Genomic DNA, 15,291 nt, shown 5'->3' with positions numbered 1-15,291 from the left:
AGAAGTCTCGCTATAAACCCTTTGTGATTTAGGAGTGAGAGTTCTGGCTTGTTTAATATTCTTTAAGTAATATGGATGTGAGAACATGAAGTGGTACACTAATAAATTTTATTAGAATAGAACAGCGTTTGGCGTATATAAAATCGTTTGAAGAGGGGATAAAAAAATGAAGCAAAAAACTGCTCTCATTGTAGGAGCCACAGGTTTAATTGGAAATGAATTATTACAGATTTTACTTAACAAATCGGAATATAAAAAAGTGATTGCTATTGTACGAAAGCCGCTTGGAATCAGCCACTCCAAATTAGAAGAAAAGGTCATCGATTTTGACCAATTAGATGAGTCTCTGATTAATTTTGAAGTGGACGATGTGTTTAGTTGTCTCGGAACGACAATCAGAAAAGCAAAGTCGCAAGAAGTGATGCGGAAAGTTGATGTCACATATCCGTTAACGATTGCAAGGTTAACGAGAAAAATGGGGGCCAAACAGTTTCTGTTTGTGAGTTCACTTTCTGCAAACGCTCAATCCTCGAATTTTTACTTAAGAATAAAAGGAGAGTTGGAAGAAGAAGTTAGCCAAATCAATTTTGATTCTGTTACGATTTTCCGTCCGTCTCTTCTAATGGGAAAGCGCCAAGAGTTCAGATTAGGAGAAAAATCGGCCGAAGTGTTCTACACAGCACTTTCTGTATTCTTTATAGGTCCATTGAAAAAGTTTAAAGCTATACAAGGAAGAACGGTTGCTAACGCCATGTTTAAGGCAGCTCAATTGGATCATAACGGAGTAACTATCTACCCATCGGATAAAATTGAAGGGTTAGGGAAATCTTGATAGAGATCAAAACAGAAATAAAAAACAGTAGATATTATGCTTTCATTTTCATTTTTTGTATGTGTGCATGTAGTCTTGATGTATCCTCATAGAATTTTAGTCATTTAATAACCTCTACTCTTCATTCCTTGGATTTAAAATCATCATTATTTTTACCATCCTCTATTCTAAAAGAGTTGCTTTAAGCTATTGGACCGTAAACGAAACGAAAGCTTAGTTCTTCACGCTTTAGCGTGAAGCTTTTTAAGAACGGTCCAATAGCAACAAAGTTTCTGATAATAGCGGTTTACAAAAAAAGTTCAAAGGTCGATTTGGTTTTCTGAAATAACTAATAGTTTGTTTAATATGTCTAATTTATTGTTTGAATGTAGTGTTTTAAATGATCAATAAAGTTTAAGAATAGGTATTATAGTGAATAGAAGGATAGCTTAGATTTTTTATAGGAGTGATAAGAACATGTACCAATTGAGTAACAAAATGCTAATAAATACTTACAGGAAGGCCATTAATTTAAATTTAGAGAAAGACTTTATAAAAATGCTAGAAAAAGAGATGGATAAGAGACAACTAGAAAGATTTTAATGGACAAAAAATAAGCTTCATACCATGGGGTTTAGGTGTATAGGTTAACCTATACTTTAAATAATGGCTAAGCACAATGTTGATATTCAACATCAACTTTAAACTCGTCTAAATAAAAGGGTGTTGGTAATGTTTTACTCATTCAGTTAGATCAATAGATGAAGAAGAAAATAATGATACAATGAGGTAAACCATTCTTCAGAAAATTAAAGAATTTCACACTAAAAACTCACTAACAACGGGACTATTAAAGTTTGCAAGATAAAAGTATTTCGGTATTGAATTAAAAATTATGTAACAAACGTTTCTAGATACTGCAAGAAAGGCATCTAGCTAAATGGAGGTACTTTAATTGGATCCAAAAATAAAAGTAGTTATCGCTGAAGACCATATAGATGCACAAGAAATAATTGCAAGCTTTATTGAACCTCTTAAAACGTTTGAAGTTATTGGTATAGTTGATAATGGTGAAAGTCTATTAGAGTTGAACTTCAATAGGAAGCCTAATTTAATCATAGCAGACATCAACATGCCTAAACTAAATGGAATTGAAGCTATTTCATCATGTTTAAAAGTTAACCCTGACTTAAAATTTATCTATACAACCGCTTACGATGACTATGCTGTTAAGGCTTTTGATTTAAATGCAGTAGATTATGTAATGAAGCCAATAAAGCAAGACCGTTTATATATTGCTTTAGAGAGGGTAAGTGCGTTACTACTTAATCAAAGTCAAGTCGGAAAGAAGGAAATTCTAACGATAAAAAGGGATAGCACATCGTATTTTATTCATTTCTCAAAAATTGTTTGTATCGAAAAAGAAAATCGAAAAACAATTATTCATACAGAAGATCAAAAGTATGAAACGAATGAATCGTTAGATAGTATGTTTAAACGGTTAAATGATCATTTCTTTCGAACACATCGGTCATTTATTGTTAATGTCAATTACATTTCTCATATAGTCTTAGAAGGTGAGACATATTTTGCTTATTTTAGAAACTATCCTCACTATGCCCATGTGTCTAAACGACGAATAAATGAACTTTATAAAACTCTATCTTATGATATAGAAAACTTTTAGTAGCGGGGTATACCGTATATTAAAAGTTTTTTATTTTGCTGAAAATACCGTTGACTAGGAGATTTGAGCGAATCCATCTATTTCCTTTGTCAATAATTCTTACGGTACGCTAAACTTTTAATTATAACTTAAGAGTCAAGTTAGTTTTTTGATGGGGGAAATTGAAATGGTCGAACAAACAGAAAACACAACATTAGATAGTGAGAGTCTTACGCTACAGCAATTAATAAAGAGGCTAGGAGAAAAAGGCTCTCATATTATATATATGTTTAATGAATATGATAAGTATATTGAAAATGCTTTAGCTTATATATCTGAAGGCATAGATAATAGGGATAAGATCTTATTAATTGAGAGTCAAGACGTTTATACTAGTATTACGAAAAAGTTAATACAAATGGGTTACTCAGAGGATGATAGACAATTAATAAAATATACTACTAACACTGATTTCTATCGTTCTGAAGAAACATTTAGTGCTGAAAAAAGTATAGAACAACTTAGTGGACTATTAAAGGGAAATATTGAGCGTGGTGTAAGAACAAGAATTTGGGGTCAGGTTCTGGCTAGTAACTCATCTATTTGTGAAATAAGATTGTATGAGAATGACTGTGATCATTTTTTCCATGGAAAAAACATTGTATCCGTTTGTGCATATAACGGACTCATTACCCCTGCGTTTCTTCAAAATGAACTTTTAAAAGTTCATGAGTATTTAATGCTTGATAGTCAAATCGAAAAGTCTCCCTTTTACAATAGAAACTATATGGATAGATTTTCTGAATTCGAACTGGAAAAGTTACAAAAACTAGAGAAAGAAAACGACTTGTTAAAAGCTAAAAATGAAAAACTAATACTAAATAGTGCTCGTCAAAAAGAGCGAGAAAAGTATTTAAAGCTTGAAAAAATGAATGCAGAAAAGGCTAGTCGTGAAAAAAGTGTATTTCTATCGCAAATGAGTCATGATTTACGAACACCATTAAACACCATTCAAGGCTATTCGCAAATAATGCTAATGGATGAAATTGATAAGAATATCCGAAAGAAAATATCGAAAATATATAATGCTTCTGAACATTTATTAAAGCTAATTGAAGAAATATTAGGTTTTACGGTTATAGATTCAGGGCAGATAAACATACAAAAAGAGGAAATCGAGTTAATACCTTTCCTTGAAAATTGCATCGAAACGATATTAGAAATTAGTACACCTGGAATAAACATTCAATTAGAAGAGATTGAAGATAATGTCTACATTGAGGCAGATCCATTTCGACTTCATCAAATCATTACGAATTTACTAAACAATGCAATGAAATATAGCAGACCAAATGGGACAATAAAGATCTATTGTACTTTGGATAAACATACTGAGGACATTAAAATAAATATAAAAGATACAGGAATTGGAATTGAAAATGAAGAGCTTGATTTAATATTCGAGCCTTTTTATAGATCGAAAAACAGTATGAATAACTGGGAAGGAACAGGTTTAGGATTGGCAATTGTTGCTCAACTGACAAAAAGAATGAACGGGAAGTACGGGGTATTAGCAGAGGAAGGAAAGGGATCAACGTTTTGGGTCTCGTTTAATAGAGTTAAGCCTAACCATTATTCTGATAGCGAGTATAAGGAAACCCAAATAGGGTCAATTTCTTTGCAGGATACAATCAAGGTTTTATATGTTGAAGACAAGCAGGAAAATATTGATGTAATGACTTCAATGTTACATTTAATTGGAAATGTTAACTTACATTGCGTCACTTCTGGTTGCGCAGGTATAGAAAAGGCATTTGAATTACACCCTGATATCATAATGTTAGACCTTAGCTTACCAGATATAGATGGTTTTGAGGTATTAAACAAACTTAAGTCTAATCCTATCACGCAAAACTTACCTATTATAGCAGTAAGTGCCGATGCATTGGAAACTACGATTAAGAAGGCATTGTTAGAAGGGTGCACAGCATATGTGACAAAGCCAATTAGCATGGAAGAAATAAATAGGGTAATTGTAAAAGTAATGAGGACATAAGTAGCAATTTTACTATGTCCTGTTAACTACCAAAAATATGTAAAAATAGAAACGCCAGTGCCATACTGACGTTTTTTTGATTGTTTATTCAAAATACATTTGAATATATTCTCTTTCTTCCTCTTCAGTTAACAATCTTGTTGCTTTACCGACGGTTCCTCCTTGAATCTCCCAAATTACATTATGATCATATACAGCTTGACTAAAGTCGCCTTTAGTTGATCTAGAAGGTAACAAATTTGCTGTAGGTCGAGTGTTAACATTGTTAAATTTTTATTGATTAGTGATTAGTGGGGAACTGTATCCCTAACCTTCATTCGAACAGAATACAGTTCCACGGAAATATTTGTTGTTTTGGATCCTATCATATTTTTTAATTATAACTTTATATTGTGTTCGTCTCGTTTCTCAAGGTTCTTAGCCGTTTCACTCGTCTCAACATCTTTTTGATCCCTGAATGTACCTAGTAAAAAATCATAGGCTGGATTCGTTACGCCGTACCAGTAGTTTTCGTTTTTAAAATGATGCCATAAATGAATTTTCTTCATCCACTTTCCCCATGGGGATATTGGCTGAATGGGGCGGTGAGCAACATAATGCTTCCACTCATAAAATAATAAGAAAAGCATTACACCTGCAATGAAAGCATTGGTAATGACCAAGCTCCATGTAAAAAAGTAGACAATAACAGCAGTCATAGCAATGGCAGGTAAGCTGTACCATAATGGTAAAAATAACAGATGCAAGTCATTCGGTTTTGAATGATGGTCATAGTGAATTCGCTTCATGAATTTAAGAAGGTAGCCGTTTTTAGGTGGCTTCATATGAAATATAAACCGATGTGTAAGGTATTCGTTCAGCGTATAACCAATCATCCCTAGTAAAAAAGCCAGCAAGGTCATGATAGAAAAGCTGAAAATCATAAACCCAAAACTAATAAAGAAGAGAAAGCTCATGATAAACACATCAGGGAACAAGAAAAACTCTTTTACGTATTTTCCTTTCATTATAAAAGCCTCCTTTTAGTCTTTTCGATCTTTCCAAAGTGTTAAACTTCTTTCCATGACCTTTCTAGCAATTTTCTCGGCTTCAATGGAGTCCCCCTTTAAAGCTATCGTTAGTAGCTCGTTGTAATATTGTAATGATAATTTTCTATGTGCTTCGATAGAAAAATATCGAGTTGCCATCGGCAAGTAGAAGGAGTCGAAGCTATTTAGGATGAGCAGGTAAATCGGGTTTGGCGATAGACTAGCAAATTCTTTTTGTAACTTCCAATCAAACGCTGCATAAGTATCGGCATCGTCTTTCAAATCCTCTAAGTGAGCTAGCAAAGCAACGACTTTGGCTTGGTTGCCTGTGACAGCATCGCGAATGTATGTTGGCGTCAAAGAACATCGTAATTCGAGCAAGTACAGAATAAACTCATCTGTTACAGATTGTTGATTTTGAACAATACTGACGAGCATCGTTAAATTGCCTTGACTCCAATAATTATTTACTATTGATGGTTGCCCTTTTCGCGCTGTGATCCAGCCATCTCGCTCTAAACGCTGTAACGCCTCTCTGACGGTAGGGCGTCCTACACTGAATGTTTTAGCAAGTTCTCTTTCAGGAGGGAGTGCACTTCCTGCATGTAATTTTCCTGTTAGTATTTCATCGATTAATTTTTTCTCTACTTTGTCTGATGTACGGTCGCTTTTTTTCAAGTTCGTCTTCCTCCAATATATGAATATGAATTAGTGTATTTAGGTATTACATGTAGTTAACTGTGGTATTACCAAAATTATAAATTAAAACTGAATTTTCTGTCAAATTACTTTTAACTGTATGCAGGGTATTTTGTGTAAGTATGAAACCCCCGGCTGTAATCTTTGAGACCAGGACAATCCTTTAACAGTTATCATGCTCAACCGTTACTTCTACTTGAAACTACTGAAGAAGAATTTGAATATTCTTTACTTTATTCTCATAACATTTTAAACTATGAAAAGGTATGTAAAATTTACCAATACAAAATGAAAGGGGGAGTTGGCGATGATCAAATTCGTCAATGTTATTCAAAAAATTAAAAATTGTGAGGTTCGACATACAAAAACATAGTGTAGGAGGAAGTTATGAAAACTTCAGCTCAAGTGAAAATCGTAGAATATCATGAAGGTCTTGCTAGGGGAGTAGCCAAAATGTGGAATGAAAGTCGAGATGACTGGGGTGGTGACTCGGCTGTTATGTCAGAGCAAGATGTGATTGAAAAGGAAGCAAACTCTGCAAATCTCCATTTATTTTTGGCACTGGTTGGGGAAGAAGTAGTTGGGTATTGTGGCTTATCCGAATATAAAGAAGACGAGGGCTCTCTTTATATTCCCTTACTGAATGTCCACCCATCCTATCAAGGGCTAAAGATCGGAAAGCAACTCGTATTAAGAGCGATTGAGAAAACGGTCGAATTGAATTGGCCGAGATTAGACTTATTTACGTGGGCTGGAAATACAAAGGCCGTTCCACTTTATAAAAAGTGCGGCTTCTTTTGGGAAGAAAGAGATGATGTGACACACTTAATGAACTTTATTCCAATGGTACTCCAAGTGGAATGGCTTCGTCCTTTTTTTGAAAAGCACAATTGGTATACTACGAGTCAACGCAACATTGAGGTAAAGCCAGATGGTATAAAAGAAAACGGACATACTTACTATGAGTATAGATGGGAAGCCGGTAACGAATTTGTACGAATTCAAGTAGAACGAACAGGACGAGGATTTCGCCTAATTGAAACGCAAGATTTATTAGTAGAAATGAAGCTACCAGCTTTTAAATTACTTGAAAAAGAGGAGCACCTTGTCACGTACCGTATCGTTAATAAAACCGATCAGTCAATGGCAGTCTCTATCTTAGGGAAATCAACAATGACTGTGGATCATAGCTTCATAGAAACGCTCGATATTAAAGACGAATGGGTTGGGGAAGTACCTTTGAAGCTGACTATGGCGAAAAGTGAACCGAGTCCTTGGAAAACTCACCCTGTCGTTGAAGTCAACCTCGAGATGAATGGAAGCGTGTTTCCACTAAAAATGGGGGTATATCCAAAAAAAGCAGGAAAGCTGCATTTTCGTTCTATGAAGAAAAATTGGATCCCTCAGCAAAAAGGAACCGTAAATTTAGACCTTGAAAGTCAACTAGAAGAAGAAACAACATGGACGATCAAACTTCCTGTGAATGAAGTAGTGAAATGGCAACTTTCAGAAGTAAAGACAACACTTCAAGGAAAAGAACGAGTCTCTATTCCTTTGGATTGTGAGCTTCTGAAAAATGGTTTTCTCACAGAAGAAGTTGAAGTACATGTACAACGGCCGAACGGCCAATCGTTCACTTTTACAACTAATTTGTCTATCGCCTTTCCAGGGGCTGGCGCAAAGTTTGGTGGAGAGAGTGAAGGGTATTGGTATATATACAACGGACCTTACTTTGTTAAGATAGAAAAGAGAAATCATATTGCAAAAATAGGCTCGATTCGTTCCAAGCAAGCACCACTTACACTACTTACACCTAAAATTGGGAAACCTTATAGTGAAGAGTTTTCGAAAAAGGAAGCGACTTCTGTAGAATTTATTAATTGCAATGAAGCGTCAGTAATCAAAACGACCCTGGATTCTGAAGCCTTTCCTCATCTTACACTCCATACTTCATTTACATTATATGGAGATGGATTAGTAGAATTAAAACATGAAATCAATAACGAAGGACAAGATGAAAAAGAGTCGATTTCTCTTCTACAGCCTTTTATTCCAAAATTCGATAATATGGCTATTCCTCAAAAAGAGGGTGTAATGATTGGTAATGAAGCCACGATACCATTTACCCCTTACATATCGGATAAGGATATTTCAGAACCTTGGATGTTCACTTCGGCTTCAAATGGGGAAACAAAGGCAATTGCCTGGCCTAAGGAAGCAATTGGGAGAAAAGATGACTGGCGCTTTGCGGTTGAATATAAGCTGGGTACGATTGGGTCAAGCGGGAAGGCTAGCTTTGGTCCAATTCAAATTGGGATTAATACGGTAATGACCTGGTCGGATTGGCGAGAGTTAGTCGTTGAGGAAGGGACTAATCGTTTGAAGGAATTGCCACTTTATACTTTAGAGGCAGAAGGTGGGAACATGATTTCCGCTGTCGGTGAAAAGGTCGATTATTCTTTCCATTCGATGCTGACTCCTTATGTACATGGAAGTTTAATGTTACAGCATAATGGAAAGTTATATATGAAGGAAACGAAATTTGAGGATGCTGTTCATCATATTACACTGCAACTAGAGCACAAACAGCCAGGCATACAGTCCATTACTGGAGACTTTCGTTCGTCTAGTCACCGTGCGCAAGTGCAATCTTTGCAGTTGGTGAAAGGAAAACGAGAAGTGACAACTGTCGAGAGTAATGGGATTTGGACGGTTCAAAACGGTGTGATTGAGTATAAGGCTTCTTCGACTTATTTTCCAGGTGTCTACTCCCTAACTTATAAAGGAGAAGAATCATTACACCACCAATACCCAGAAGCCGGGCCGAAAGCGTGGTGGAACCCATGGGGCGGCGGATTACGATACACATTTCAAAATGTAAGCGCCTATTCAATGATGAAGGAGAATACTACGGTAGAGTCTGTAACAAAAGTTGATGAGTATGGGCATCAGTGGACAGGGCTTTGTATCTCTACTGCATTTACAGAGCATGAAACGATGAAAGGAGTTGTCCTTCGTCAGTTTGCTTTAACATTACCAGAAGTTCCAGTTATCGCTTTATTTGCAGAAATTGAGCAAAGCTCGGGAAGAACATTTACAACTGAAGTGTTGGACTTAGAGGCTTTCATTAAACCAGCAGAAAAACTGACTTCTTGTTATGCAAACATGCCGACTGAAGGCACCATCCATACGTATTATGCTGGGGTGGAGGAGTTTATTTTAAAAGATACACCTTTTGTTACAATCGGGTCTGATGAGCGGGAAGATGATCTAATCGTTATCCATCCAAGGGAGAAAAAAATGGCAGAGCTATACATGAATCAAGAAGTGATGTTAGTAGCTTCTGAAACGGATTGGTCTGCTTCGTCTGGAGAGATCGTCAGAATTCAACCGACGATCATGCTATTTGGTGATGGTAAACAAACACACTATACACAATTACAAAGACTTTCGTTTAAATAGGAGTTATATTGATGAAAATGATTGACGCACATATTCACTTTTCGAATATAGGTAGCTTTAAAGAAACCGCAAAAAATCTTTCACTCGTTGATTACTCAAGTTACGGTCTGCAGCAGGAAATGAAAAACGGAAATATTCAATTAGCGATTGGTATGGGGGTTACGGAAACTCCGCAAATGGGGTTCCCTGATCATCATGCCGTTTCACCAATGGGGCTGGACTTAGAGGAAGAACTACCGCCTAAAGTAGCCGTATGTCCTGGCATTAATCCATACCACCTAAATCAGTCGGGTTTAGATGCTTTAGAAAAAGAGTTACAGAAATCAGAAGTTGTAGGCATTAAAATATACTTAGGTTATTACCCGTACTATGCGTATGACGCCGTTTATCAGCCGGTTTATGACTTGGCGGCAGCCTACCGGGTTCCTGTCGTTTTTCATACGGGGGACACCTATTCTGAAAGAGGGCTGTTAAAGTACTCTCATCCACTGACACTTGATGAAGTGGCAGTCATGCGGCGTGATGTCAATTTTATGATGGCTCATTTAGGCGACCCTTGGGTTTTAACAGGTGCTGAAGTGGTTTATAAAAATCGCAATATGTTTGCAGACCTGTCAGGCTGGGTCGTCGGAACAAAAGAAGAGCTGGACGCAAAATCAAAAGGAAACTTCCTTGATCACATCCGGCATGCCATCACTTTTTGTGATCATTATGAAAAGCTACTGTTCGGTTCAGACTGGCCGTTAGCTCCAATAAAAGATTACGCGAATTTCATTGGCGACTTAATTCCATCTAAGCATGTTGAAGATGTTTTTTATCAAAATGCCATTCGGTTATTTCCTAAGATAGAAAAGATGATGTAGGTCGCGCAAAGAAGGCAGTTAACTTATTGCGGAAACAGTGTTTTTATCACAAATACCGACCTTGGAATTCCTAAAATCTTGTTCATCTTTTTTTAGCAGAATAATAGAGGTGCAAATCATCATGTGATATGCACCTTTTTTTTGTTTGTTATTAAATTATCCCCCTTACTAATTGACCATTTACAAAAAATAGTAAAAAACAAGCAGGATTTTTAAGAGTCTTTATCTAATTTAAACTGAGTGAATATTCATTCATTTTATAAAAGGAGGAGTAGTATGCTTTTTTTAAACCCTATGAACGTTAGCCAACAGGTGGAGGACGAGAAGACTAAAACTTTAATGGAAAAGACAGTAAAATTCTTTGAGGAAAAGGGACTTGATAATATAAAGGAAGAGGACCAAGCTTCTAAATGGTACGATGATTTCATTGAATTTCTAAAAGAAGAAGAAATTTTTGCTACGCTATTAACCCCAACAGGTTATGGTGATGAAGAGGCAAGATTTGATTTGTCTCGTATTTGTGATTTTAGCGAGTTAACGGCATTTTATTCTTTGGCTTATCAATATTGTTATCAAGTGAGTATACTGGGTCTTGGGCCAATCTGGATGTCTAACAATGAGGAGCTAAAACAAAGAACGGGGAAGCTCTTGAAAGATGGGGGTATTTTTGCCTTTGGCATGTCCGAAAAAAAGCACGGAGCTGATTTGTACTCAAACCAAATGAAGCTGTACACTCAAGATGACGGCTCTTATATAGGAAACGGTTCTAAGTACTATATAGGAAATGCGAATAAAGCAGCGCTAGTCTCTGTTTTTGGACGTATAGCTGAAACAGATGAATTTGTATTTTTTGTCGTTGATCCAACTAATGAAAACTATCATTTACAAAAGAAAATTAATACATCAGGAGTTCGCCCAGCGTTTGTTGGTGCATTTTCAATTGAGGATTATCCAATTACAGATGCTGAAGTGCTATCAAAAGGGCGTGCAGCATGGGATTCGTCTTTATCGACGGTGAACATTGGTAAGTTCCAGTTAGGGTTTGCTTCAGCAGGAATTTGCCAGCATGCTTTTTATGAGGCGCTAAATCATGCGGATAATCGCGTATTGTATGGACAAAAGGTTACTGATTTTAACCATGTACAAGATTTATTTACCGAGTCGTATGTACGTATTATTGCCATGAAGCTTTATGCATTAAGGGCTGTTGATTACTTCCGATCTTCATCTGAAGAAGATCGCCGGTATCTTTTATTTAACCCTATTCAAAAAATGAAAGTAACAAAGCAAGGAATGGAAGTCATTGATATGCTGTTGGATATCGTTGCAGCTAAAGGGTTTGAACAAGATACGTACATGGAATTAGCCATTCGAGATATCGGTATGATTCCTCGTTTAGAAGGAACGAGTCATGTTAATATGGCTTTAGTTATTAAGTTTATGGAAAATTACTTCTTTAATAACGAGGAGTTTGCAGAAATCCCTACACGTCGTGATGCACAAGATGATTCTAATTTATTTAAACAAACCACTGGATCGTTAGGAAGTGTAAAATTCCCAGACTATCGCCGTAGCTATGAGGGGATCAATCACCTTAATGTAATAACGTTCTTAGAGCAAGTTGAGCTATTACGAGAAATGTTATACAAAGCACCGCTGACGAAAGAACAGCAAGAAAATAAAAATTATATGCTCCATTTAGGTGAACTATTTACAATGGTTGTTTACGCTCAGCTTGTCATAGAAAATGCTAAACTGTATCAAGTGGACGGCGATGTTATAAATCATATGTTTAAATTTATGGTTAGTGATTTTGCCCAATATGCTCTTGCACATTTGTCCAAGTTTGAGAATACTTCGGAACAAGTGGAGTTTTTAGAGAGAATGTTAAAACGACCACAAATCAATGCCGACCAAGAGAAGAAAATTTGGAAAGAACACGTACTGCCATTAAAAGAAGCGATGACAGCTCTAGTAAAATGATTATGATCAGTAGATGTAGAAATATAGGGTCGATTACTAACTTAAAAGCCAATGAGTGAAAAGTAGAAAATAGTATGAAGAAATGAGCTCTCGGGAAAAACCGAAGCTCATTTTTTTAATAGCCAACTGAAGTTTTTAATTCAAATCCTTGAATAAGTGCATTGTCATGTCATGTGATCAACTACCTTATGGATTTGTTGACCATAACCCAGCGGTTTTGACAAAAACTCTAGGGTGGAGTTTTAATCCTGCGACTAGCATTTCTGCTAAATCTTCTGGATGCATGACATTTTCAGGGTTTCCAGTAATAAGATTAGATTCGACGGCTAAATCCGTTACAACCGTACTTGGCGTTAGTGCTGTCACACGGATATTATGTTTTCTCACTTCTAGCATCAGTGATTCTGTGAGTCCCATGACGGCAAATTTAGAAGCGCTGTACGCGCTTGTAACAGGGGCGCCTTTTTGGCCGGCTGTTGATGCAATATTCACAATGTCTCCCGATTTTCTTTCAATCATTTGCGGTAATACCGCTCGAGTGACATGATAGACACCCATTAAGTTAACCCGAATGATATTTTCCCACTCTTCTGGGGTTAAATCTAAAAAACCTCCAAACTTGCCGACACCGGCATTATTAATGAGAATGTCGATAGAACCTAAATCGGATTGAATATGGTCAACAGCATGTTCAACAGATACCAAATTAGCGACATCAGCTGTTGCCGCAGAAATCGTAACATTATAGGGTTCCAGATCTGAAGTAAGCTTTTCGAGGTTTGACATATTAAGGCCGAGTAAGCCAACATTTACGCCCTCTTTAGCTAAAGCGATGGCGATAGCTCGTCCAATCCCTCTACCAGCGCCAGTAATTAATGCATTTTTTCCATTTAGTGCATTCAATGACAACACTCCTAATAAGAAATAGTGACTAGAAATGGGATGCATCGATACTTTTAGTCATTATATATTTTGCATAGAAATTTTTTATATTCCAATGGATACAACTGGATGAGTTGGGGGTTAGGATGGGAAGCGATAGAGCATACTTACCTTATGGAATTTTTGATACTTAGTAAGCTTTATTTTCTTTATAAAAGGCTTTTTTTCAATGATTGTTGCTCTTTGCTTTTCGATCGTAAGCCAAGCCGATGCTTGGCTCTTCACGCATAGCGCTTTTCACGTAACCGTCCACAAGCAACACAGTATACGAAAACTGCCTTATAAACAAGTTAAAAATGAGAGGTCGAAATGATGAAGTATAACAAGAGAACGATACCTATCCTTTGTTTTATTTTACTTTTCACGAGTTTCTTATTGGATCATCCTGTGGAAGCGAATAGTACAGGCCATGAAGCTGCCCACGTAAACAATGTAATTTTTATGATACCTGATGGGTTTTCTACTAGTTATGCTACCAATTATCGAATTTACAAAGGAAGTGAGGAGTCAAGTCTCGACCCATTGCTAGTAGGAATGATGAAGACGAAATCAGCTAATAATTGGGTTACAGATTCGGCTGCTGCTGCAACAGCAATGGCAACAGGATATAAAACCAATAATGATATGATAAGTATTTCTTCGGACGGAAAACCGTTAGAAACGATTTTGGAAGCAACAAAAAAAGCGGGTAAGGTGACAGGACTCGTTGCTACCTCTACCGTTACACATGCAACGCCAGCCGCCTTTGCTGCGCATGTTTCGTCCCGTGAAAGTAAAGCCGAAGTAGCCTTACAAATGGTAGAAAAAGTGGATGTTCTTCTTGGTGGCGGCAAGCGAAATTTCTTACCTCAATCATCCGGCGGTTTGCAAAAAGACCGGAATTTAATAGAAGAACTACAGCATAAAGGCTACTCATTCATTGAAAATCGGGACGAGCTGTTAAAGCATCAAGAATATACAAGTAAGTTATTAGGTTTATTTGCTGCAGGACCGATGTCACCAGAGCTCGACCGTCACGTGACAGAACAACCGAGCTTGGCTGAAATGACGACAGCTGCTATCACCTCGTTAAGTCAACATCCTGAAGGTTTTTTCTTAATGGTTGAAGGAAGCCAAATTGATTGGGCTGGACACGCTCACGATGCAGCTTGGGCGATGAAGGATATAGAAGCGTTTGAAAAAGCAGTTGAGGTCGTGTTAGATTTTGCTGAAAAAGACCAACATACTTTGGTAGTTGTGGGCGGTGATCATGATACAGGTGGAATGAGCGTAGGTGGGTATGGTGCCTATTTATCGAAAGCTGACGTTCTTCGTGATGTAAAAGCAACCGGTAAATATATGGCAGAACAATTAAATTCAAAACGAAGTAATGCAAAAGAAGTTTTGAAGAAATACGCAAACATTGAATTAACGAAAGAAGAAGCGAAACGAATTAAAAAAGCGGAAGCCGAGGAATTGGGGTATGTGATCAACACGATCACTAGTGAACGTGCGTACATCGGCTGGACGACGAAGGTACATTCTGGACTGGATGTTCCGTTATATGCCTACGGTCCTGCTTCGGATTGGTTTCGTGGTTCAATAGATAATACGGATGTGCCAAAACTGATGGCTAAGGCGATGAACATTCCATTTCTGTCTTCGGAGGGTTATTAACAAAATTCTGAAAAGCACCGTGATGATTACTCACGGTGCTTTTCTCATATAACGTCATATGGAAAATGGATAAATTGTTTAGGTGAGGCTAGACATAAAAAAGTGAAATATACAAAATTTTACTT

General features: G+C 36.9%; 12 protein-coding genes. 8 read left to right on the top strand and 4 right to left on the bottom strand.

The window, feature by feature from the left end; genetic code table 11:
- The first annotated feature begins 166 nt into the window (after positions 1-166).
- From ACNSTQ_RS10460 to ACNSTQ_RS10445, 4 genes are all read left to right on the top strand, one after another.
- Positions 167-832, top strand: a complete 666-nt coding sequence (locus ACNSTQ_RS10460; RefSeq protein WP_418199781.1) for an NAD-dependent epimerase/dehydratase family protein — start codon at positions 167-169, stop codon at positions 830-832.
- Between the two features lie 456 nt (positions 833-1,288).
- Positions 1,289-1,414: a sporulation histidine kinase inhibitor Sda gene (sda, locus tag ACNSTQ_RS10455; RefSeq protein ID WP_418199780.1), complete on the top strand. Its 126-nt coding sequence runs from the start codon at positions 1,289-1,291 to the stop codon at positions 1,412-1,414.
- Between the two features lie 352 nt (positions 1,415-1,766).
- On the top strand, positions 1,767-2,498 hold the full coding sequence (locus ACNSTQ_RS10450) for a LytR/AlgR family response regulator transcription factor (RefSeq protein WP_418199779.1): 732 nt from the start codon (positions 1,767-1,769) through the stop codon (positions 2,496-2,498).
- 166 nt (positions 2,499-2,664) lie between these two features.
- A complete protein-coding gene (locus ACNSTQ_RS10445; protein ID WP_418199778.1) occupies positions 2,665-4,533 on the top strand; it encodes an ATP-binding protein in 1,869 nt (622 codons plus the stop codon).
- Positions 4,534-4,617: 84 nt separating this feature from the next.
- Here the strand turns inward: ACNSTQ_RS10445 and ACNSTQ_RS10440 are convergent, their stop codons facing one another.
- The 3 genes from ACNSTQ_RS10440 to ACNSTQ_RS10430 form a co-directional block, all read right to left on the bottom strand.
- A complete protein-coding gene (locus ACNSTQ_RS10440) occupies positions 4,618-4,770 on the bottom strand; it encodes a DUF6241 domain-containing protein (protein ID WP_418199777.1) in 153 nt (50 codons plus the stop codon).
- Between the two features lie 140 nt (positions 4,771-4,910).
- On the bottom strand, positions 4,911-5,540 hold the full coding sequence (locus ACNSTQ_RS10435; RefSeq protein WP_418199776.1) for a sterol desaturase family protein: 630 nt from the start codon (positions 5,538-5,540) through the stop codon (positions 4,911-4,913).
- 15 nt (positions 5,541-5,555) lie between these two features.
- Entirely contained in the window at positions 5,556-6,239 is a 684-nt protein-coding gene (locus tag ACNSTQ_RS10430; protein ID WP_418199775.1) for a GntR family transcriptional regulator, read from the bottom strand.
- A gap of 408 nt (positions 6,240-6,647) precedes the next feature.
- On the opposite strand from ACNSTQ_RS10430, the gene ACNSTQ_RS10425 reads away from it, so the two are divergent.
- From ACNSTQ_RS10425 to ACNSTQ_RS10415, 3 genes are all read left to right on the top strand, one after another.
- Positions 6,648-9,722 (top strand): GNAT family N-acetyltransferase, encoded by a 3,075-nt coding sequence (locus ACNSTQ_RS10425; RefSeq protein WP_418199774.1) that lies wholly within the window; start codon positions 6,648-6,650, stop codon positions 9,720-9,722.
- An 11-nt stretch (positions 9,723-9,733) separates the two neighbouring features.
- The gene (locus ACNSTQ_RS10420; protein ID WP_418199773.1) at positions 9,734-10,585 is read left to right on the top strand and encodes an amidohydrolase family protein; all 852 of its coding nucleotides are present in this window, start codon (positions 9,734-9,736) and stop codon (positions 10,583-10,585) included.
- A gap of 276 nt (positions 10,586-10,861) precedes the next feature.
- A complete protein-coding gene (locus ACNSTQ_RS10415) occupies positions 10,862-12,568 on the top strand; it encodes an acyl-CoA dehydrogenase (RefSeq protein ID WP_418199772.1) in 1,707 nt (568 codons plus the stop codon).
- Positions 12,569-12,754: 186 nt separating this feature from the next.
- Here the strand turns inward: ACNSTQ_RS10415 and ACNSTQ_RS10410 are convergent, their stop codons facing one another.
- Positions 12,755-13,471 carry a 3-ketoacyl-ACP reductase gene (locus ACNSTQ_RS10410; protein ID WP_418199771.1) on the bottom strand — a complete coding sequence of 239 codons (717 nt, stop codon included), beginning with the start codon at positions 13,469-13,471 and terminating at the stop codon, positions 12,755-12,757.
- 351 nt (positions 13,472-13,822) lie between these two features.
- Between ACNSTQ_RS10410 and ACNSTQ_RS10405 the strand changes: the two genes are divergently transcribed.
- Positions 13,823-15,166, top strand: a complete 1,344-nt coding sequence (locus tag ACNSTQ_RS10405) for an alkaline phosphatase (RefSeq protein WP_418199770.1) — start codon at positions 13,823-13,825, stop codon at positions 15,164-15,166.
- Positions 15,167-15,291: the final 125 nt, after the last annotated feature.

This window comes from Alkalihalobacterium sp. APHAB7 (genome assembly GCF_048323755.1).
GTDB lineage: Bacteria > Bacillota > Bacilli > Bacillales > Bacillaceae_F > Alkalihalobacterium.
The sequence above is the reverse complement of the archived record's forward strand: the minus strand, read 5'-3'. Positions and strand labels throughout refer to the sequence as shown.